The following is a 21,825-nucleotide window of genomic DNA, read 5'->3' on the forward strand; positions in this document are numbered from 1 at the left end:
ATGAGCACCTCCGCACCGATCTTCACCTCCCCCGACCACGTCAGCGCGGCCCTGCGCGGCGACGGCTACGCGCTGCTGCGCCCGCACGACCTGGCCGCGCTGGCCGGCTGCCCGGCCGCCGCGCTGGCCGCGCTCGAGCCCAGCTGGGACCAGCTGGCGCCGGACAACTACCTGAAGGACGGCGGCCGCTACCGCCGCCGCCGCCACGCCTGCTTCGTCCAGGACGAAACGGGCGCGCTGCGCCAGGTGCCCCACCGCGCCCACTGGCAGCCGCTCGAATACAACGCCCTGCACGGCGGCATGCACCGGCTGTTCGAGCCGGTGCTGGCCGAGACCGTGGCGCGGCCGGCCTGGAGCGCCCTGCTGGCCGGCGTCGGCGCGCTGTGCACGGCGGCGCGCGGCGGCGCCGCCCGCCCCTGGTACATCGAGGCGCACCAGTTCCGCATCGACACCACCGACGGCATCGGCCGGCCCACGCCGGAGGGCGCCCACCGCGACGGCGTCGACTTCGTCGCCGTGCTGCTGGTCGGCCGCCACGCCATCAAGGGCGGCGAGACGCGCATCTTCGAGGCGGCCGGGCCGAACGGCAAACGCTTCACGCTGAGCGAGCCGTGGAGCCTGTTGTTGCTCGACGACGCCAGCGTGATCCACGAGTCGACGCCGATCCAGCCGCTCGGCGCGCACGGCCACCGCGACACGCTGGTGCTGACCTACCGCGCCGGCGCCTTCCAGGGCCAGGACGAGAGCGCGCGCTAGAATCCGCACGGCAACAAAAACCCACCCGCCGGCGGGCAAATCCGCTATAGTCGGAGAACTCATTGAGCAAGACGCGGGGGGGTGTTGGCGGCGCACGGCCGCGGCCCGCCGGCTTTCCAGGAGACGGCCCGTGGACAGCAGTTACGACATCCGACCCGACGAGATCGAGATCCTCATCGTCGAGGACAGCCCGACCCAGGCCGAGCGCCTGCGCCGCCTGCTCCAGTCGATGCGCTACGGCGCCCGGGTGGCCGGCAACGGCCGCCTGGCGCTCGAGGCGATCCGCGCCCGCCCGCCGCAGCTGGTGCTGTCGGACATCGTCATGCCGGAGATGGACGGCTACGAGCTGTGCCGCTCGATCAAGGCCGACGCCGCGCTGCGCCACATCCCGGTGATCCTGGTCACCTCGCTCAACGACCCGAAGGACATCATCCGCGGCATCGAGTGCGGCGCCGACAACTTCATCCGCAAGCCCTACGCCGAGGACTACCTGCTCAACCGCATCGGCCACATGCTGATGAACCAGAAGCTGCGCCAGGGGCAGAACATGGAGGTCGGCATCGCCCTGGTGCTGGGCGAGCAGAAGCACTTCATCAACGCCGAGCGCCAGCAGATCCTCGACCTGCTGATCTCCACCTACGAGCAGGCGGTGCAGGTCAACAGCGAGCTGCAGGCGCGCGAGCGCCAGGTGATCGAACTGAACATGCGGCTGGCCCACCACGCCGGCGAGCTCGAGACCATCAACCGCGAGATCGCCCTGAAGAACCTCGAGCTGGCCGAGGCCAGCCGGATGAAGTCGGCCTTCATCGCCAACATGTCGCACGAGCTGCGCACCCCGCTCAACGCCATCATCGGCTTCACCGGCGCGCTGCTGATGAAGCTGCCCGGCCCGCTCACCGTCGAGCAGGACAAGCAGCTCAACACCATCCGCGGCAGCGCCCGCCACCTGCTCTCGCTGATCAACGACATCCTCGACGTGGCCCGCATCGAGGCCGGCAAGGTGACCCTGCTGGTCGAGCCGGTGCGCTGCCAGGAGCTGGTGGCCGAGGTGGCCGACACGCTGCGCCCGCTGGCGGCGCAGAAGGGCCTGGCGCTCGAGGTCGAGCTGGCGGCGCAGCCGATCAGCGTCGACACCGACCGCCGCGCGCTGACCCAGATCCTGATCAACCTGGCCAACAACGCCATCAAGTTCACCGAGCGCGGCGCGGTGCGCCTGAGCCTGGGCCAGCGCGAGGAGGAGGGCCAGCTGGTCACCGAGTTCGCCGTCGCCGACAGCGGCGCCGGCATCCGCGAGGAGGACCAGGCCAAGCTGTTCCAGGCCTTCTCCCAGCTCGACTCGACCTCGACCCGGCATGTCGAGGGCGCCGGCCTGGGCCTGTACCTGTGCCAGAACCTGGCCAACCTGATCGGCGGCACGCTGTTCTTCCGCAGCGACTTCGGCCACGGCAGCACCTTCACCCTGGCGCTCAAGAGCCGCCACTAGGCACTAGGCAAGCGAACACGCGCGCCGGCGCGCCGGCGGGACGAAGGAGCAAGAGCATGGCACGCATCCTGATCATCGAGGACAACCAACCCAACCGCGAGCTGTTGGTCTACCTGCTGGCGGCGTTCGGCCACCAGCCGCTGGCGGCGGTCGACGGCGAACAGGGCCTGGCGCTGGCACGCGCCGAGCGGCCCGACCTGATCCTGTGCGACATCCAACTGCCCGGCCTGGACGGCTACGGCGTGCTGCTGGCCCTGCGCGCCCATCCGGCCACGCGCGCCATCCCGGTGCTGGCCTCGAGCGCGCTGGCGCCCGGCGAACTGGGCGAGACCACCCGGCTGGCCGGCTTCGACGGCTGCCTGAGCAAGAGCTGCGAGCCGGAGCTGCTGCTGGCGGCGCTGCAAGCCCACCTGCCGCAGGAGCTGCGCACCGCCGTGCCGGCCGCGCCGGCCGGCACGGCCACGCCGGCCGGTTTGGCGCCGGCCGTGGCTTCGCCCGCGCCGCCCGCCGGCGCCGCCCGCCTGCTGCTGCTCGACACGGCGCCGCTCAACCACGGCCTGCTGGCCACCATCCTCGGCCATGTCGGCCACACGCTGACGGTGGTCGACTCCGCCGCCACGGCGGCGGCGGCGCGCGGCCCCTTCGACCTGCTGCTGTGCGACTACGACCCGGTCGACGCCGCCGCCCGCGGCTTCCTGGCGCCGCTGCTGCGCGCCCACGCCGCGCTGCCGCTGATCGTGCTGCGGCCGGACGCCGGCCAGGGCATCGCGGCGCTGCTGGAGCACCATCCGGCGCCGGCACACCTGCTCAACCATCCGCTCGATCCGCCGCTGCTGATCGAGGTGGTCGCCGCCTGCCTGGCGGCCTCCGGCGCCGGCGCGGCGAAAGAATAAGTTTGCAATCCTGCCATCATGGCCGCTTCGTCATAGTAGTTTTACCGTATTGCGGTGCAATATAAATCGGCCTATATTGAACCTGTCTCCTCCAAACGTTCCCCGAACATTGGATTCAGCCCGCGCCGCAAGGTACGCGGGCATTTTTTTGGGTTCTTCCCCGGCAATCCAAGAAAATCACAAAAAGGCGGGATGGAACGATGTCGCCGCCACGGCCGGCAAAACAAACATTAACGCTAAGGTTGCAATCGACAGGACCGGCTATCGTCTTCGACAGTTGCCCGTTGCTTGAACGATTGGGTACTGCGCCACCGCTATTGTGGACGGCGACCCTCATTTTTGGATCTCCTTCTTTTCTACCAGTTTCCACAACGTCGGGAGTTCGCTTTGAAAGGTCGGTTGCTCGCGCTTGACGACCTGCCACAGCGTGCGAGGCAACAGCAGCGTGGCCTGATCCATGCCCTCTCCCTTCCGGTAGTACTGGGTACGGCCGCGGAACACCTTGACCTTGTCGTCGCCGTCAAAACAGCGCCACCAGCCGGTTTGCGGGCAGGCCGTTCCCGCGTAGGCTTGCGTGGCCGGTGGCGGTGGTTCGGGGACGACGGGCTTGGGAATAGTGGTCGGCCGCACGCGCAGACTCGACAGCATTTTGTCCCACAACTCCAGCACCGCCTTGTCGGAAAGGCTGGCGTTGAGTTGTTCGCCGGGCCTACCGAAGCCATCAGCCAACTTCAGCATAAGTTCCGGCTTGTAGACGTCATTCCTATCGTAGTTGATCGATTCCCACGTCAAGCTGTGGCTCTCCACACCGTTGATTTCGCGCACTCGCTCAAGATACTCCTGCCCTTCGATGGCGCCGATATTTCTGACGCGTCGGCGGAGGAGGTGGAAGGCGCTGGGATTGGCGAGCCTGACGCTGTTTTGCGCGGACCGCTCCAGCAACGGAAGATCGCCTTTCAGGCCGGCCTCGGTGTCGAATGCGATCGAAATGTCGCGGTGGTCGTTGAAGCCGACAAACATCGTGACTCTTTCGCGCTGCTTGGCTGTCAGCGGTTCGCGGATGATGCCGCGTTCGACGCAAAAGCCAGGCTCGGATGGAATCTCGCCATCCGCCAATGGTCTGATCTGACTGATGATTTGTGCAAGCTTACTAGTTTGCTCTGGTCCTCGCTCAGTGGCGAAAAGAGAAAAACTGACTCCTCCACTGCGAACCAGGGCAAGAATTTCAGCCGACTCAGCAGTGATCTTCTTCTCCCCCTCGTTCCACGTATGCCAATATCGACCAGAGATGAAGAATTTCCCTGAAAATCCGGCGACGGTGACTGCTTCTATCGTATATCGATTGGGCTCACCATCTTTGCCTTTGGCAATCTTGAGTGCAGCCTCCTTCTCGTTCATCCAGTCGGTGAACTCTTGATCGGTTTGGTCCGGGATGGAGGAGATATCCCACCCAGACAGGAAGGCTGGCCGGAACGATGTCTCGGCCACTTCCGGCACATCGATCAGAAACCGTCCGACGCACATTGTCTTCATTTTTTCAAGCATGTGTTTCGCCTCCTCGGAGTGCTGCTTGCCGTTTGCCTTCGTTTCAGCCCTCACGCTATCGTTGGTAGCTAAGAGCAATAACGCCAGCGCCGTAGTTGATAGATATCGTTGAAGGAATATCATTTCGCGGCCTGTACGATCTTGACGATAAGGTGCTGCGTCAGGTTCAGCATGGCCTCGTCGTTGTAGCAACCTTGGTGGCTGAAGCGCTCTGTGGCGAATGCACCCAAAACCTTCCCGCGAGGCTCGGCGCCTGACTTGCTTGGCACGGTGCCGTCGCCTTGAGCGTCTGGTGTTGCTAGCTCGAAGTACATGCTTCCCCTGCCATCGACCATAACGCTTCGACCGCCGGTAAGCGTGTGCCCTATGGTTTTCGCCTTCCGAAGCGCGTCGGCGCCCACCTCGCCCGTTGTAACGTTTGCCGTCCAGCGACATGCTGCGTATGAGGGGTAGCCGGCGTCGTTGCCGTAAAACGCATAGCTGTTTGGATGGTAGTAAGTGCCGAGCACTGTGGTATGGAACTTTTCGGCCTGACCTATGGCTTGTGTGATAGCAAGCGTCAGGCCTCCATCCTTGTCGTCATATTTCCCAGCCGGATCGGCAATCGTCGGATCGATCAGTCGGTACCATGACGTCATGTCCCGGTACAGGTCGTAGGTATTTCCCATCGGTAGGGATAGGATGTTTTCGACCGCTTGACCGCCGCGTTTGATCGAGACGAACAGCCAGGGTTTTGGATAAAGGTGGTTCGGCAACAGCTCCAACGCTCCCGGCGAGACCGCCATGACCGGGGTGGTCGCTTCAGTGGAATTGCCGGCTATCTCTGAGAAATAGCGGAGTCCGCCCTTTTCAGTGCCGCAGGCTATGCGGCGATAGGACAGTGGCGCGCCCAGCGTCGGCATCACGCCATGCACGATGCCGACAATACTGTCCGGTATCTTGCGGGCGCAGGCGCGCGCCACCAGCCCCCCCATCGAGTGGGTGACCAGAATGACCTGTTTGCAGGTGTGCTTGCAAGCGGTCCAGTAGCGTAAAATTTCCTCGATGCGTGTTTTGAGATGATCTGCGGACTGTTCGTTCGATTCGAGCCAGTTGTAGCCGAAGGCGTAGACGGGGTACTGGTAGTGGGCAAGCTTCTCCAGTTCCTGCTTCGTCAAGGGGGCCATGTCGGGCGCGTTCCAACGCTTGCGGTCGAAGCGGTTGATCGCCGACCAGTGCTCCCTGAAGGTCTGTTTCCCGCTGTGGTCATCGATGAATGTCGAATTCAAGTGCCGTTCCAAGGTGTATAGCAAGAGTCCGTAGCTCATCGAATGGATCTCGCCCCACTTACGGTCGCGCATGTGGCTTTCATTGATGCCGAACCGCTGGGCGTCCTCGTAGACAGGAACATGGCCACTGTCGTCGACTTCCAGCGTGGCTGCATCAAGCATCTGTTGACGCTGTCCAGGTTTGTAGTTTACCCATGTGGCAGCCTGGTTTTGCAGTTCAGGTAGATTGTTGGGCGGGCGCCAGACCGGCGCTCCCGCTTTGACCTCCTTGTTCTGCGGCCGCGACGGGTTGGTCGTGGCGCGCAGATTGCTCCCCATCACACCCGGCACGACGATGACGGGAATCACGAATTGGATGGAGTCCGCGACCGCGCCGATGATCTTGCAGCTCTTGGGCGTGGTCATGCTCTTGGTGCGCAGGGTGCCGTCGCTGTCCACGGTGGGATTGGGCAGGCGCCGCGTCGGTTCACTCATAAGGAATGTCTCCGTGGTGTGTTCATGCGGAATGGCTAGGGACGCATGTGGTGCGGTACTTTCCCGAGCCGTGAATCATCGACAAGTATTTGCGACGATCCCAAAGCGGCACTTGCGACAAATCACGAAATACTCACACAACAGCAAGCGCGGCCTGCCCGAGAGTTGGTTTGCGGCAAGCATCTTTCCATGCACAAGTTAAACAAACGATTTACTTATACCGTTTGTTTGAGATATGTGTTTAAATCCCCGCATGATTGACAAAATAACCCCGGATTTACCCCGAGCGCCCGACGACGTCCGCAAGCCGCGCGCCGACGGCGAGCAGTCGCGCGAGCGCCTGCTGCTGGCCGCCATGCGCCTGTTCGCCGAACAGGGCTACGCCAAGACCTCGACGCGCGAGATCGCGCTGGCGGCCGGCGCCAACGTGGCGGCGATCAGCTACTACTTCGGCGACAAGGCCGGCCTGTACAGCGCCACCTTCGCCGAGGCCTGCACCGACCCGGGCGACAGCATCGCCATGTTCGACCAGCCGCACTTCACGCTGACCGAGTCGCTGCAGGGCTTCTACCGGCAGATGCTGGCGCCGCTTCAGCAGGGCGACGAGGCCGAGCTGATGCTGCGCCTGTGGTGCCGCGAGATGATCGAGCCGACCGGCCTGTGGCTGGCCGAGATCGACAACAGCATCAAGCCGGAGCACCTGGCGCTGGTCGGCGTGCTGTGCCGCCACCTCGGCCTGGCCGCGCCCGACGACGACACGCACCGGCTGGCCCACGCCATCGCCGCCATGGCGATCCAGCTGATGGTCGGGCGCGACATCATCGAGCGCGTCACGCCGCGCCTGCTGACCGGCGCCGACGCCATCGAGCAGTGGGAGCGGCGCCTGGTGCGCTACGCCCGCGCGATGGTCGAGGCCGAACGCGAGCTGCTCCACCCCACCCCGCAATCCGCCACTCCAAGCAAGGACTAACATGACACGACTCCGCACCGCCGGGCTGCGCACCACCGCCCTGCTGGCCGCCGCCGGCGCCCTCAGCGCCTGCGCCAGCCAGGCCACGCCGCCGCAGGTCGCGGCGCTCGCGCCGCCAGAGTGGCAGGCGCCGCTGCCGCACCACGGCAACGTGGCCGAACTGAGCGACTGGTGGCGGCGCCAGGACGACGCCCTGCTGGTGCAGCTGATCGACGCCGCCCAGCAGGTCAGCCCGACGGTGGCCACCGCCGCCGCGCGCATCGCCCAGGCGCGCGCCGAGCGCGTCGCCAGCGGCGCCGCGCTGGCGCCCACGCTGGACGGCGCCGCCAGCGTCGGCCGCAGCAGCCAGCAGTCGGCCATCCCGCTCGGCACCACCTCGCAGGCGGCGTTGCAGGCCTCGTGGGAGATCGACCTGTTCGGCGCCGGCCGCGCCGCGCGCGACGCCGCCCAGGCCCGCCTCGACGGCGCCGGCGCCGGCTGGCACGACGCCCGCGTCTCGGTGGCCGCCGAGGTGGCCAACCAGTACTACGGCCAGCGCGCCTGCGAGCAGCTGCTGGCCGTGGCGCGCCAGGACGCCGCCTCGCGCGCCGACACGGCGCGCCTGACCGAGCTGTCGGCCAAGGCCGGCTTCCAGTCGCCCGCCAGCGCCGCGCTGGCGCGCGCCAGCGCGGCCGACGGCAGCAGCCGCGCCACCGCCCAGCGCGCCAGTTGCGAGCTGGGCGTCAAGGCCCTGGTGGCGCTGAGCGGCATCGCCGAGCCCGAGCTGCGCCAGCGCCTGGCCGACGGCGCGCCGCGCTGGGCCGCCGCCTCGGGCACGGCCGCCGCCAACGCCGCCACGCCGAGCAACGGCGCGGCGTCAACCGGCGGCGCCGGCCCGGCGCTGGCCATCGCCGCGCTGCCGGCGCAAACGCTGGCCCAGCGGCCCGACGTGTTCAACGCCGAGCGCGAGGTGGCCGCCGCCAGCGCCGAGGTCGACGGCGCCCAGGCGCAGCGCTATCCGCGCCTGACGCTGAGCGGCGCCGTCGGCGTCGCCAACTTCCGCAGCGACGGCCAGAACACCAAGGCCGACACCTGGAGCATCGGCCCGCTGGCGCTGAGCCTGCCAATCTTCGACGGCGGCCGCCGCCGCGCCAACGTGGTGGCCGCCGCCGCCCGCTACGACAGCGCGGTGGCCGCCTACCGCGCCAGCGTGCGCCAGGCCGTGCGCGAGGTCGAGGAGGCGCTGGTCAATCTGGACAGCAGCGGCGCCCGCGCCGGCGACGCCCGCACCGCACTGGACGGCTACCGCGCCAACTTCGTCGCCGTCGAGGAGCGCTACAAGAACGGCCTGGCCAGCCTGTTCGAACTGGAGGACGCGCGGCGCAGCCGCCTGGCCGCCGAGGACACCGTGGTCAGCCTGCAGCGCGAGCGCAGCAGCGCCTGGGTGGCGCTGTACCGCGCCGCCGGCGGCGGCTGGAACCCCGCCACTAGCCAAACCGGCGGCACGGCCACCGCCTCCGCCACCACCGCCGCCACCCGATAACCGATAACCGATAACCGACAGCCGCACCGAACCACGACGGATACCCCATGAAAAGCTACCCAATCAAACCCCTGGCCGGCGCCCTGCTGGCCGTCTGCGGCATCGCCGGCATCGGCTTCGCCCTGTTCCCGCCGGCCTCCAACGCCGCCGACGACAAACAGGCCGCGCCGCAAAAAGCCGCGCTGACCGTCACCACCGCGCGGCCGCAGGCTTCGCGCCTGCCGATCAAGCTGGCCGCCAACGGCAACGTCGCCGCCTGGCAGGAGGCCAGCGTCGGCAGCGAGTCGAACGGCCTGCGCCTGACCGAGGTCAAGGTCAACGTCGGCGACCAGGTCAAGGCCGGCCAGGTGCTGGCCGTGTTCTCGGCCGACGCCGTCAACGCCGACCTGGCCCAGGCCCGCGCCGGCCTGCAGGAGGCCGAGGCCAACGCCGCCGAGGCGGCCGCCAACGCGGTGCGCGCCCGCTCGCTGCAAAGCAGCGGCGCGCTCAGCGCCCAGCAGATCAGCCAGTATTTGACCGCCGAGCAGACCGCCAACGCCCGCATCGCCTCGGCCAAGGCGGCGCTGGCCACCCAGCAGCTGCGCCTGCGCTACACCCAGGTGCTGGCGCCGGACGCCGGCGTCATCTCGGCGCGCAGCGCCACCGTCGGCGCCGTGGTCGGCGCCGGCACCGAGTTGTTCCGCATGATCCGCCAGGGCCGCCTGGAGTGGCGCGCCGAGGTGGTCGCCGCCGACCTGCGGCAGATCCACGCCGGCACCGGCGCCGTGGTCACCGCCGCCAACGGCGCCGTCCTGAGCGGCAAGGTGCGCATGATCGCGCCGACCGTCGACCCGCAGACCCGCTCGGCGCTGGTCTATGTCGACCTGCCGGCCGGCGCGCTCAATGAGGCCGCGCCGTTCAAGGCCGGCATGTTCGCCAGCGGCCAGTTCGAGCTGGGCACCTCCGAGGCGCTGACCGTGCCGCAGCAGGCCATCGTCGTGCGCGACGGCTTTTCCTATGTGTTCCGCCTCAACGCCGACCAGCACGTCAGCCAGCTGAAGGTCAAGGCGGGCCGCCGCCTGGCCGAGCGCATCGAGGTGCTCGACGGCGTCAAGCCGGACATGGCCGTGGTGGTCAGCGGCGCCGGCTTCCTCAACGACGGCGACCTGGTGCGCAACGTCGCCGCGCCGCAGGCCGTCGCGGCCGCCGCCACCGCCACCGTCAAGCCGGCCAAGTAAGGAACGGTCATGAACTTCTCCTCCCTCTCGATCAAGAACCCGATCCCGGCGATCATGCTGTTCGCCCTGCTGACCCTGGCCGGCCTGCTGGCCTACCGCAGCAACCCGGTGCAGGACTTCCCCGACATCGAACTCCCCATCGTCACCGTCACCGCCGTGCTCGAGGGCACCGCCCCGGCCCAGCTGGAGACCGAGGTGGCGCGCAAGATCGAGGACTCGGTCGCCACCCTGCAGGGCATCAAGAACATCTACACCAACGTGCTCGACGGCGTGGCCACCATCACCGTCGAATTCATCCTCGAGAAGCCGATCGCCGAGGCGGTCAACGACGTGCGCGACGCCGTCGCCCGCGTCAAGGCCGACATGCCGGCCGAGCTGCGCGACCCGACCGTGACCAAGGCCTCCACCGCCGGCCGCGTCATCCTGACCTTCACGGCGGCCGCCGCGCAGGGCCACGGCCGCCCGCTCGACCAGCAGGAACTGAGCTGGTTCGTCGACAACAGCGTCGCCAAGCGGCTGCTGTCGGTGCCCGGCGTGGGCGCCGTGAAACGGGTCGGCGGCGTGTTCCGCGAGATCCGCGTCGAGCTCGACGACGCCCGCATGGCGGCGCTCAAGGTGTCGGCGCTGGACGTCTCGCGCCAGCTGCGCCAGGTGCAGAAGGAGGCGCCCGGCGGGCGCGGCGACGTCAGCGGCGCCGAGCAATCGGTGCGCACCATCGCCACCGTCAAGACGGCCGCCGAGCTGGCGCAGATCGACCTGCCGCTGCCGGACGGCCGCCACGTCCGCCTCGACCAGGTGGCCACGGTGAGCGACACGGTCTCCGAGCCGCGCTCGCTGGCCGAGCAGGACGGCAAGAACGTGGTCGGCTTCGAGATCTTCCGCACCAAGGGCGCCAGCGAGGTGGCCGTGGCCGAAGGGGCGCGCGCCGCCATCGCCGAGCTGCAGCAGGCCCACCCCAACGTGGTGCTCAAGCAGAGCATCGACAACGCCTTCCCGGTCGAGGAGAACTTCCACGGCTCGATGGAGCTGCTGTACGAGGGCGCGCTGCTGGCCGTGCTGGTGGTCTGGTGGTTCCTGCGCGACTGGCGCGCCACGCTGGTGGCGGCCGCCGCGCTGCCGCTGTCGGTGATGCCGGCCTTCCTCGGCATCTACTGGTTCGGCTACACCCTCAACACCGTCACGCTGCTGTCGCTGGCGCTGGTGGTGGGCGTGCTGGTCGACGACGCCATCGTCGAGATCGAAAACATCTCGCGCCACCTGCGCATGGGCAAGACGCCGATGGAGGCGGCGATGGAGGCGGCCGACGAGATCGGCATGGCCGTCATCGCCACCACCTTCGCCCTGGTCGCCGTGTTCCTGCCCACCGCCTTCATGGGCGGCGTGCCCGGCCTGTTCTTCAAGCAGTTCGGCTGGACCGCCGTGCTGGCCGTGCTGGCCTCGCTGGTGGTGGCCCGCCTGCTGACGCCGATGATGGCCGCCTACATCCTCAAGCCGGCCAAGCACGGCGAGGAGAAGGACGGCTGGATGATGCAGCGCTATATCCGCGTGATGCGCTGGTGCCTGACGCACCGGCTGGTCACCGGCATCGCCTCGGCCTGCTTCTTCGTCGGCTCGATCCTGCTGGTGCCGCTGCTGCCGACCGGCTTCGTGCCGGCCGCCGACCGCAGCCAGACGCAGATCAACCTCGAGCTGCCGCCCGGCTCGACGCTGGCCGAGACGCGCGTCGTGGCCGAGCGCGCCCGCGTCGCGGCGATGCAGGTGAAGGGCATCACCGGCGTGTTCAGCTCGATCGGCGGCGGCTCCAGCGGCGACGCCTTCGCCCCCGGCGCGGCGGCCGAGGCGCGCCGCGCCGTGCTGACCCTGACCACGGTGCACCGCACCGAGCGCAAGGAGTCGATGGCCGACCTGGAGGCGCAGATCCGCCACAAGCTCGACGACGTGCCGGGCGCCCGCTTCACCGTCGGCGCCGCCGACAACGGCGTCAAGATGCAACTGGTGCTGCGCAGCGAGGACCCGGTCGCCCTGGTCGAGGCGGCGCAGAAGGTCGAGCGCGAGATGCGCGGCATGAAGGGCATCGGCAACGTCAGCTCGAGCGCCTCGCTGGTGCGCCCGGAGATCATCGTGCGGCCCGACTTCGCCAAGGCGGCCGACCTGGGCGTGACGGCGGCGGCCATCGGCCAGACCGTGCGCGTGGCCACCGCCGGCGACTACGACACCGACCTGACCAAGATGAACCTGCCGGAACGCCAAGTGCCGATCCGCGTCAAACTGCCCGACGCCGTGCGCGCCGACCTCGACGCCATCGGCCGCCTCACCGTGCCGGGCAAGAACGGCCCGGTCATGCTGGCCAACGTCGCCAGCATCAGCATGGAGAGCGGCCCGGCGCAGATCGACCGGCTCAACCGCAGCCGCAACGTCACCCTCAGCGTCGAGCTGGGCAAGCGCACGCTGGGCGAGGTCAACGACGAGGCGCGCGCGCTGCCGGCCATGAAGGCGCTGCCGCCGTCGGTCAAGATCGCCGAGCTGGGCGACGCCCAGGAGATGGTGGCGCTGTTCGCCAGCTTCGGCCTGGCCATGCTGATCGGCGTGATCTGCATCTACTGCGTGCTGGTGCTGTTGTTCAAGGACTTCATGCAGCCGGTGACGATCCTGGCGGCGCTGCCGCTGTCGATCGGCGGCGCCTTCGTGGCGCTGCTGATCACCGGCCGCGCCCTGTCGATGCCGTCGATGATCGGCCTGATCATGCTGATGGGGATCGTCACCAAGAATTCGATCCTGCTGGTCGACTACGCCATCCTGGCACGCCAGGCCGGCATGAGCCGCTTCGACGCCCTGGTCGACGCCTGCCACAAGCGCAGCCGGCCGATCATGATGACCACCATCGCGATGGGCGCCGGCATGATGCCGCTGGCGCTGGGCTGGGGCGCCGACCCGAGCTTCCGCTCGCCGATGGCGATCACCGTGATCGGCGGCCTGATCACCTCGACGCTGCTCAGCTTGCTGGTGGTGCCGGCCGTGTTCACCTACATCGACGACCTCGAGCACCTGCTCAAGCGCCTGCGCGACAAGCTGCGCCGCCATCCGCACGCGCCGCACCCGGTGCCGCACCCGGTGCCGCACATCGTGGCCAAGCCGGCCAAGCCGGCCGCCGTCGCCAATCTGGACCAACCCTGAAGCAGCACTTGAAAGGACCAGCAGCATGGATGTGAAAGTAATCGATATTCCGGCGGTGCCGGTGGCCTACCTGCGCTACAAGGGGCCGTATGGCGCCGCCATCGGCGACTTCTGGATGGAGGTGTTCGCGCCGTGGCAGCAGGCCGCCGGCCTGCAGGGCCGCACCACCTACGGCGTCGCCGTCGACGACCCGGCCACCACGGCGCCGGAGGAGTGCCGCTACGACGCCTGCGTCGAGATCGAGCCGGGCTACCAGCCGCAGGCGCCGGCCCGCCTGGCCGAGCTGCCCGGCGGCCGCTGCGCGGTGGCCGCCTTCAAGGGCACCGGCGACCAGATGCCCGCCGCCTGGGGCGAGCTCTTCGGCCAGTGGCTGCCGGCCAGCGGCTTGCAGATGGACGCCCGCCCCTGCTTCGAGCGCTATCCGGCCGACTACGCGATGGAGCCGGACACCGGCGTGTTTGAATGCGAGCTGTGCATCCCGGTCAAATAGGCTGAAGCGCGCCGCGCCGGGACCGAACCCCGAGGCAAAAATCAAGGGTCAGACCCTAGGGTCTGACCCTAGTCGCTGCCGGCCGCTGAATCCCAGCAAGCAAAACAGAAACGCCGCGATCATCGCGGCGTTTTCACATCCAAACCACAACGCATCACTACGGCGCCCAGCCGCCCCCCATGGCGCGGTACAGGTCGACCGAGGCCACCAGTATCCGCGTGCGCAACTGCAGCCGGCCGACGTCGGCGCTGTACAGCGTGCGCTGCGCGTCGAGCTCCTCAAGATAAGAAGCGTAGCCGTTGCGGTAGCGGTTGTGCGCGATGCGCAGCGTCTCGGCCGCCGTGGCGCGGCGCGCGTCGTTCTCCAGCGCCTGCTCGCGCAAACGCCGCACCGCGCCCAGCCCGTTCTCCGTCTCGGCGAAGGCGGCGCGCACCGCGTTCTCGTAGGCGTAGACGGCCTGGTCGCGCTGCGCCGCCGCCGCGTCGGTCTGCGCCTGCACGCGGCCGCCGTCGAACAGCGGCGCCGCCACCAAGCCCGTAAAATGCCACAGCGCCGTCGGCGCGTTGAGGAAATCGTGCAGCTTGAGCGACTGCACGCCGCCCACCGCCGTCAGCTTGAACGAGGGCAGCAGCTGGTCGCGCGTGGCGGCCAGGCTGGCGTTGAGCGCCACCAGGTTGCGCTCGGCGCGGGCGATGTCGGGCCGGCGCCGCAACAGGTCGGACGGCAGCCCGGCCGGCACCGGCGGCGGGTTCAACTCGGCCAGCGCGGCGCCGCGCGCCACCGCGCCGGGATTGCCACCGCTCAGAATCGACAGCGCGTTCTCCAACTCGAAGATCTGCCGCTTCAGCTGCGGCACCTGTTCGGCCGCCGCCTGGTACTCGGCCTGCGCCTGCAACCACTCCAGCCGCGAACTGTAGCCCACCTCGAACTGGCGCTGCGCCAGCGCGCGCGACTGCCCGCGCAGCTTGAGCGTGGCCTCGGTCAGCTCGAGCTGGGCGTCCAGGCCGCGCAGGTTGAGGTAGCCGCTGGCCACGCTGGCGGCCACGGCCAGCGCCGCCGCGTCGGCGTTGGCCTGCTCGGCGTGGTAGCCGGCGGCGGCGGCGTCGGTCTGCGCCGCCAGGCGGCCCCATACGTCGATCTCGTAGCTGGCCTGGAACTCGGCCTGGTAGACGTTGGTCACATACGGCACGCCGTTGTAGGCCAACTGGCGCACGCGGGTCGGCGCGCTGTTGACGCTGACGGCCGGACGCTGGGCGGCGCCGGCCACGCCGACGCGGGCGCGGTACTCGGCCACGCGGGCGCGGGCGACGCGCAGGTCGCCGTTGTGCGCCAGCGCCGTCTCCACCAGCGCGCTCAGCGCTGGATCGCCGAAGCTCTGCCACCACTGCCGCTCGGGCGCCGGCGCGGTGGCCAGCGGACCGACCGCGCCGCGCCAGGCGGCCGGCGTTTGCAGGCTGGCCGCTGGCGGCGGCGCCACCGTGGCGGCGCAACCGGACAGCAGCGCCAGCGCCGCCAGCACGCTGGCCGGCCGCCGCGTCAGCGCCATGCCGGCGGTCGGCAACTGCGGTGTGGACGCCATGCCGGCGCCGCTCGCTGGCCGCAGCGCGAGCGACAACGCCGTGCGCAGAGTGCCGCCCACAAGCTCGCGCATGATGCCGCGCGCGCTCACGGCTTGGCTCCGCCCTGCGCGGCCGATGCGGGCGCGGAGGCGCGCGCACGCGCGGACGCCGCCGCCGCCGGCGCGCCGCTGGCGACGTCGTCGGGATCGGCGTCGTTCAGCACCGCCGAGGTGTCGATGCTGACCACCACCGACATGCCCGGCCGCAGCCGGCGCGCCGGCGCCTGGCCGGCGTCGATGCGGATGCGCACCGGGATGCGCTGGGCGATCTTGACGTAGTTTCCGGTGGCGTTATCGGCCGGCAGCACGGCGAACTCGGAGCCGGTGGCCGGCGAGATGCGCTCGACCTGGCCGGTCAGCGTGGCGCCGTCGAGGGCGTCGACCTTGAAGGTGGCGCCCTGCCCCACCTGCACATTGGCCATCTGGGTCTCCTTCAAATTGGCGATGACCCACAGCTGGCGCGGCACCAGGCCCATCAACTGCGCGCCGGTGTTGACGTAGGCGCCCTGGCGCACCATCACCTGGCCCAGCTGGCCGTCGGCCGGCGCGCTGATGCGGGTGTTGTCCAGGTCGACCTTGGCCGCCTTCAGCGCGGCCTGGGCGTTGGCCACCGCCGCCTCCAGCGACAGCTTGTTGACCGTCACCGTCTGCACCGATTGGCGGGCGATGTCCAGGCTGGCGCGCGCCTGCGCCACCGCCGCCACGCTTTGCGCGCCGGCCGCCCTCGAGCCGTCCTGCTCGCGCAGCGACAGCGAACCGTCGGCGGCCAGCTGGTTGACCCGGCCCAGGTCGGCCGCCGCCTTGCGCGCCTGCGCCTCGGCGTTGGCCAGCGTGGCCTGGTTCAGCGCCACGCCCGCCTCGGCACTGCGGCGCGCCTGCTCCCAGTTGGCCAACGCGGCCTGCTGCGCCGCCAATTGGGCCTGGGCCTGCTCGTAGCGCTGCTGGTAGATGCGGTCGTCCAACCGCACCAGCAGCTCGCCCTGTTTGACCTGCTGGAAGTCCTGCACCCTGACCTCGACCACGTAGCCGGACAACTGGGTGCCGACCAGCGTGACCTGGCCGCGCACCAGCGCGTTCTCGGTCGAGACGACGGCGCTGCTGAACGGCGGCAGGCGCCAGGCGTACAGCACCACCAGCACGCCGATCAGCGCCACCGCCGCGAAGGCGATGGCGCTGATGATCTGGTTGCGCCGCTCCGGCTGCGCCGGCGCCGCAGCGGCGGCGGTGGCAGCAGGAGCGGCCTGAGCGGCGGCAGGTGCTGCGGCCGGGGCGGCGGCGGACGGCGTCGGGGCGGCGGCCGCTGTCGGGGCGGCGGCCGGTGTTGGGCTGGCGGACGTGTCGGGGGTGTTGTTGCTCATGTGGCTCCAGAATTGTTAAGCGAAACGTTGGCCATGCCGGTCTGCGCGTTTTGCGCCGCCGGCACCGCCTTGCAAACGGTGCAGATGTGCCACAGGTAGCGCGCCGCCAGCCAGGCCATGGTCAGCAGCGCCAGCACGGCAATGGCCATGAAGACGTCGTTGTAGGCCAGGATGTTGGCCTCGCGGCTGGCCGCCGCGCCCAGCGCCGCCACGCCCTTGGCGTTGCGCGCGGCCGGGTCGCCGAGGACGCCGCCGAGCGCGGCGCCGCCGGCCTGGATGCGCGCCGCCACCTGCGGGTCGAGCAGGGTCAGGTGCTCGACCAGCTGGCTCGAGTGGTACTTCTCGCGCAGCACCTGGAAGGTGCCGACCAGGGCCGAACCGAGCAGGCCGCCGATGTTCTGCGAGATGGTGAACATCAGCGAGAAGCTGATCAGGTTACTCGGCGCGGCGATCACCGCGCCGAAGCCGGAGACGAAGGTGGGGCCGAGGAAGAAGGCGCCGCCGAAGGCCAGCAGGAACTGGCTGAGGTACATCTGCGCCGGCCGCGTCAGGTTGCTGGCGCGCGAGTCCATCGCCGCGCCGACGGCCATCAACAGTAGCGAGAACATCAGCGAGGCGGGGATGCGCGCCGGCGTGATGGTCAGCGCGCTGGCGGCCAGGCCGGCCACGCTGCCGAGCAGCACCCACAGCCACAGGGTCTGCATCTGGTCGTTGTTCAGGCCCAGCGCCTGCAGGAAGCCGACGGTGCCGGTGGCCTCGGACAGCACGATGCGGATCAGCAGCACCGACAGCGCCAGCCGCAGCATGTTGCCGTTGCTAAGCCAGCGCGTGTTGAGCAGCGGCGCGGCGCGGTTGTGCTCGACCAGCAGCGCGGCGCAGATCAACACGATGGCGCCGGCCAGGCTGTAGCCCAGCCACGGCGCCTCCAGCCACCAGACGCTGCGGCCCAGCGCCAGCACGGCCGACAGCAGGGCCACGCCGGGGGCGAACAGGGCGAAGGTGAGGAAGTCGAGTTTTTCAAAGGCCTTGACGCGGTCGCCCGGCGGCAGCTTGAGCAGCAGCACGCAGCCCAGCGCCAGCAGGGCCAGGCCCAGTTCGAAGAAGTACAGGCCGCGCCACTCGCCCAGCTCGAGCAGCTCGGACGAGAACAGCCGCGCCAGCGGCATGGTCAACTGGGCGAAGCCGACCCCCAGCACCACCGCCTTGAGCCGGTGCCGCGCCGGGAAGGCCTGCAGCGTGTAGTACAGGCCGAGCACCGTCAGCGCCGCGCCGCTCATGCCGCTGGCGGCGCGCACGGCGATGGCCGAGCCCAGGCCGTGGACGAACAGGTGGGCCAGCGTGGCCAGCGCGTACAGCACCAGGAACAGCTCGGTGAACAGGCGCAGGCCGTACTGCTGGCGGAACTTCACCAGCAGCAGGTTCATCGACACGTTGGCCATCACGTAGGCGGCCGGCAGCCAGGCGATCTCGGTCGAGTAGACGCCCAGCGAGCCCTGGAGATACGGCAGGTTGACCGTCACCAGCGCGTTGCCCAGGCCGCCGGTGAGGGCGACGATCAGGCCGACGACCAGGTAGGCGTAGCGGCGCCGGTCCGAGTGCAGCGGCGTCGATGGCGAGCCCGGCAGCATAGGCCGTTCATGCGGAAGCCAGGTCCTAGGGGCGTACTCGTTCATGCGTGGTGGTGTAGGTTAGCGCTAACGGCGCCAGCATAGCACGCCGGTGCTGCTAAAAACACCACTAAACGGGGCGCCCGGCGCCGCCTTATTTGCGCGGGCCGAACAGCTTGGAGAGGCCGTAGCCGGCCGCCGCCGCCAGCAGCACCGAGGCGACCGGACTGCTGCGCACGTAGCCGCGGCCGCTCTCGGCGAAGCGCTTGTACGAGTCGGCCAGCTGGCGGCTGCGCGCGGCCACCGCGTCGGCCGCGCCGTCGGCCCGGTCGGCCACCGCGTCGACGCCGCCGTGGGCGCGCTCGGCCAGGCGGTTGGTCAGCGGCGGCACCTGCTCGGCCACCTTGTCGATGACGCTGTGGGCGTCCGCCCGCAGGTCCTTGCCGATTTGCGTGACGCCGTCGCGGCTAGCGCCGATTTTGTTTTCCAGATGGTTGCCCATGGTGGTTTCCTAATGTGGTTGAACGGAATAGGGGAACTGCAGCGCCTACAATAGACCCGCCGCCGCCCGCCTACCGTGCGCCAGCGAACCAAATGGCGCAGCCCACCCCGCCTGCGGCGTTCCGCCAGCCCTGGCGTGGCCGGGGCGCCGGCGCGAAACCGAATATTATTCCGCCGCGCCGCCGTTTGCGGCCCGAAGGGGCGAAAAATACACCCCGTCGCGGCCCAAGTCACACATTAATATTTTTCATTTTTAGCGATAATTCAGGGCACGCCCCGCCACGCACGGCCGGGGCGGCCACCACATATCGGAGACCGAATGACTCTCAAGCCCATCCTCAAGCACATCGTCAAGCACAGCGCCGCCGCCCTGGCGCTGCTGGGCGCGGCCGGCGCCGCCGGCGCGCAGGACCTGCTCGTCAAGATCGGCCACAGCGGCCCGCTGTCCGGCGCCCAGGCCTTCTCCGGCAAGGACAACGAGAACGGCGTGCGGCTGGCCGTCGAGGAGCTCAACGCCAAGCCGATCACCGTCGGCGGCAAAAAGCTGCGCTTCGAGCTGCTCTCCGAGGACGACCAGGGCGATCCCAAGAGCGGCATGGCGGCGGCGCAGAAGCTGATCGACAAGGGCGTCAAGTTCGTCGTCGGGCCGTACAACTCGGGCGTCGCCATCCCCGCCTCGCGCGCCTACAACGACGCCGGCGTGCTGCTCGCCACCGTGGCCACCAACCCCAAGGTGACCCAGCAGGGCTACGCCGGCCTGTTCCGCATCAACGCCAGCGACACCCAGCTCGGCTCGAAGATGGCGCTGTACGCCGCCAAGGAGCTCAAGTTCAAGAACGTCGCCGTGATCGACGACCGCACCGCCTTCGGCCAGGGCGTGGCCGAGGAGTTCAAGAAGCAGGCCAAGGCCTCCGGCATGCAGATCGCCGGCCACGAGTTCACCACCGACAAGGCCTTCGACTTCAGCGCCATCCTCACCAAGCTCAAGACCAAGCAGCCCGACGCCATCTTCTTCGGCGGCTACGCGCCGCAGGCCGCGCCGATGGCGCGCCAGATGCGCCAGCTGGGCATCCACGCCAAGCTGCTCGGCGGCGACACCATCTGCACCGCCGAGATGGGCAAGCTGGCCGGCGACGCCGCCGGCGACAACGTGCTGTGCTCGCAGGGCGGCGCCCTGCTCGACAAGGCCAGCGCCGGCCCTGCCTTCAAGGCCAAGTTCAAGGCCCGCTTCAAGCAGGACGCCGACGTCTATGCCGCCTCCTACTACGACGCCACGCTGATGTACGCCCAGGCCATGCAGAAGGCCAACTCGACCGACCCGGCCAAGGTCGGCCCGGCCGTCAGCGCCGGCGCCTACCAGGGCGTGGCCGGCACCTACTCCTTCGACGCCAAGGGCGACATGAAGCAGTCGCCGGTGACCATCTTCACCTTCAAGAACGGCCAGCCGCTGCCGCTGAGCAGCTACTAGGCGCGGACCGCGCTATCCGAAGAGAGGCAAGCGCGGGCTTCCGTCGATCGATCTTAAACGGACACTGCGCGGGCCGGTACTCGATGGCGGGACGGGGACGACCGGTTGGCGGGAGGACAGTCGACATGATCGCCCCATAAGCTTGCCCGTCAGCAACAATCCGCGTCGAGCACAGGCGTGCCACTTCTCAGCCGCAAAAAGAAAAGCCGTTCCTGAATCTCATGCGAACAGCAGTAGGCCACCTCGAATCGCCAACCAGTCAAACACCGTGCGAATGTTCAGACCGAAAGCGTTGGCTAGGTCGGCGACCGCCTAGCCTTCGCGCACAGCTTCCCCCCCCTTGTTGGCGCAACACCTGGAGCGTGTGGTGATCCAGTTTGCGGCCGTGAGAAGTTCGTTTGCATTTCATGCATGCATTATATTACGGGCTGGAATTACTTTCTAGAAGGTTAGCAATTCACCTAGTAGAAAACCGTGATTTATATATTTCCGAGAAAATTACTTAATTATTTTTACCATTAAAATATTTCATCTGAATAAAGTAAAATCAAAACAGAAATACTCACCTTCACATCTAGAAATACTTACCGCATTAAATTTCACTTTAACGTCATTAAGAATTGCACCTTGCTCAACATGTCCTAGCTCGTGGTTCGTATAGTCGCATTTCGGCATGATCGTAACAGGAAAAGTGTCGGCTTCCAGCAATGCAAATGAATAGTAAAAATATCGGCCAGGGTTTCCAAAGTACTGCTCACTCCAAAGACAGTAAAACTTCGAACTGAAATTCAACCTAAGGGCCAGTCTACCATCACTAACATCATGTGCACACGCATCCGCAAATGTAGATGCACCTAACGAAAGGGGAATTGGGAAAATACTAAACCTATTAGGCCAGCGATGGCGAAGCAGCACTAAACATACACTGCGAACTGAATTTTCAAGATAATTTACTTGCAAGAGTGCGTTTGCAAATCGATAACCGGCGCGATCTTCTTCCCATTGATGTGGCTGACCTAATAGTTCAACGACCTTATCTAGATGAACATAAGGTCTGATAACTTCTAAAATATTTGAATGAGCTAACTTATAGCCACCTGATTATGTTCTTACGTCAGCCTTTCCCAGCACCATCCATTTCGGGCACGGCCTCGTCTGTGCCAGCGCGACCGCCAATCGCGGCACCATGGCGGCCATGTCGGCGCGGCGGTTGAAGCGATACTGGACCTCGGCGAGGTATCGCCGGGCATACTTCGCGAATTTAAACGCGTGGTGCGTCCCGGACAGGGCCGTTTTCAGGTTCCCCAACAAGACGTTGAGCCATTTGAACGGCTCGATCTCCGTGCCCGCCTTACCGCGCGGCGCCAGCACCACCTTATGCGTATAGCCCAGCTTTTCGAGCACTTCGAAACCCAGCAGCCCGTCGGACAAGACGCAGCTTCCCGGCGCCACAGCCAGGCGCGCCCAGGGCGTCAGGGCCT

At 67.9% G+C, this 21,825-nt stretch carries 16 protein-coding genes and 1 pseudogene; 9 read left to right on the top strand and 8 right to left on the bottom strand.

What is annotated here, in order from left to right:
* The 3 genes from BM252_RS06230 (at position 1) to BM252_RS31390 (ending at position 3,132) form a co-directional block, all read left to right on the top strand.
* Entirely contained in the window at positions 1-756 is a 756-nt protein-coding gene (locus BM252_RS06230) for a 2OG-Fe dioxygenase family protein (protein WP_093385080.1), read from the top strand.
* Positions 757-886: 130 nt separating this feature from the next.
* Entirely contained in the window at positions 887-2,239 is a 1,353-nt protein-coding gene (locus BM252_RS06235; RefSeq protein WP_093385082.1) for a hybrid sensor histidine kinase/response regulator, read from the top strand.
* Positions 2,240-2,295: 56 nt separating this feature from the next.
* The gene (locus tag BM252_RS31390) at positions 2,296-3,132 is read left to right on the top strand and encodes a response regulator (RefSeq protein WP_093385085.1); all 837 of its coding nucleotides are present in this window, start codon (positions 2,296-2,298) and stop codon (positions 3,130-3,132) included.
* A 333-nt stretch (positions 3,133-3,465) separates the two neighbouring features.
* On the opposite strand, the gene BM252_RS06245 is transcribed toward BM252_RS31390, so the two are convergent.
* Both BM252_RS06245 and BM252_RS06250 read right to left on the bottom strand, forming a co-directional pair.
* Complete coding sequence (locus BM252_RS06245; RefSeq protein ID WP_174900436.1) at positions 3,466-4,800, bottom strand: T6SS immunity protein Tli4 family protein; 1,335 nt, start codon at positions 4,798-4,800, stop codon at positions 3,466-3,468.
* Positions 4,797-6,419, bottom strand: a complete 1,623-nt coding sequence (locus BM252_RS06250; RefSeq protein ID WP_093385090.1) for a lipase family alpha/beta hydrolase — start codon at positions 6,417-6,419, stop codon at positions 4,797-4,799. The genes BM252_RS06245 and BM252_RS06250 overlap by 4 nt, the downstream gene beginning before the upstream one ends.
* Before the next feature lie 253 nt (positions 6,420-6,672).
* Between BM252_RS06250 and BM252_RS06255 the strand changes: the two genes are divergently transcribed.
* From BM252_RS06255 to BM252_RS06275, 5 genes are read left to right on the top strand one after another with little or no spacing between them, the layout of a single operon-like run.
* Complete coding sequence (locus BM252_RS06255) at positions 6,673-7,389, top strand: CerR family C-terminal domain-containing protein (RefSeq protein ID WP_093385092.1); 717 nt, start codon at positions 6,673-6,675, stop codon at positions 7,387-7,389.
* A gap of 1 nt (position 7,390) precedes the next feature.
* The gene (locus BM252_RS06260; protein WP_093385095.1) at positions 7,391-8,911 is read left to right on the top strand and encodes an efflux transporter outer membrane subunit; all 1,521 of its coding nucleotides are present in this window, start codon (positions 7,391-7,393) and stop codon (positions 8,909-8,911) included.
* A gap of 47 nt (positions 8,912-8,958) precedes the next feature.
* Positions 8,959-10,128 carry an efflux RND transporter periplasmic adaptor subunit gene (locus tag BM252_RS06265; protein ID WP_093385097.1) on the top strand — a complete coding sequence of 390 codons (1,170 nt, stop codon included), beginning with the start codon at positions 8,959-8,961 and terminating at the stop codon, positions 10,126-10,128.
* Between the two features lie 9 nt (positions 10,129-10,137).
* Positions 10,138-13,302 (top strand): efflux RND transporter permease subunit, encoded by a 3,165-nt coding sequence (locus BM252_RS06270; RefSeq protein ID WP_093385100.1) that lies wholly within the window; start codon positions 10,138-10,140, stop codon positions 13,300-13,302.
* Between the two features lie 25 nt (positions 13,303-13,327).
* Entirely contained in the window at positions 13,328-13,792 is a 465-nt protein-coding gene (locus tag BM252_RS06275) for an AraC family transcriptional regulator (RefSeq protein WP_093385102.1), read from the top strand.
* Between the two features lie 157 nt (positions 13,793-13,949).
* On the opposite strand, the gene BM252_RS06280 is transcribed toward BM252_RS06275, so the two are convergent.
* The 4 genes from BM252_RS06280 to BM252_RS06295 all read right to left on the bottom strand — a co-directional run bounded on the left by BM252_RS06280 (position 13,950) and on the right by BM252_RS06295 (position 18,877).
* A complete protein-coding gene (locus tag BM252_RS06280) occupies positions 13,950-15,461 on the bottom strand; it encodes an efflux transporter outer membrane subunit (RefSeq protein ID WP_245774113.1) in 1,512 nt (503 codons plus the stop codon).
* Positions 15,458-16,768, bottom strand: coding sequence for an HlyD family secretion protein (locus tag BM252_RS06285; protein WP_093385105.1), 1,311 nt, complete (start codon positions 16,766-16,768; stop codon positions 15,458-15,460). Before BM252_RS06285 ends, BM252_RS06280 begins: the two co-directional genes overlap by 4 nt.
* Positions 16,765-18,396, bottom strand: coding sequence for an MFS transporter (locus BM252_RS06290; RefSeq protein WP_245774114.1), 1,632 nt, complete (start codon positions 18,394-18,396; stop codon positions 16,765-16,767). The genes BM252_RS06285 and BM252_RS06290 overlap by 4 nt, the downstream gene beginning before the upstream one ends.
* 133 nt (positions 18,397-18,529) lie before the next feature.
* Positions 18,530-18,877 (bottom strand): hypothetical protein, encoded by a 348-nt coding sequence (locus BM252_RS06295; RefSeq protein WP_093385110.1) that lies wholly within the window; start codon positions 18,875-18,877, stop codon positions 18,530-18,532.
* A 318-nt stretch (positions 18,878-19,195) separates the two neighbouring features.
* On the opposite strand from BM252_RS06295, the gene BM252_RS06300 reads away from it, so the two are divergent.
* Positions 19,196-20,344, top strand: coding sequence for a branched-chain amino acid ABC transporter substrate-binding protein (locus BM252_RS06300; protein WP_093385112.1), 1,149 nt, complete (start codon positions 19,196-19,198; stop codon positions 20,342-20,344).
* A 249-nt stretch (positions 20,345-20,593) separates the two neighbouring features.
* Here the strand turns inward: BM252_RS06300 and BM252_RS31605 are convergent.
* Positions 20,594-20,753 (bottom strand): annotated as a pseudogene (locus tag BM252_RS31605) (IS630 family transposase); the annotation flags it as partial.
* A gap of 692 nt (positions 20,754-21,445) precedes the next feature.
* Positions 21,446-21,825: transposase (locus BM252_RS06305; protein WP_139236318.1), on the bottom strand; the 380-nt coding region annotated here is incomplete at its 5' end.

The sequence above is a fragment of the Rugamonas rubra genome (assembly GCF_900114705.1).
In the GTDB taxonomy this organism is placed as follows: domain Bacteria; phylum Pseudomonadota; class Gammaproteobacteria; order Burkholderiales; family Burkholderiaceae_D; genus Rugamonas; species Rugamonas rubra.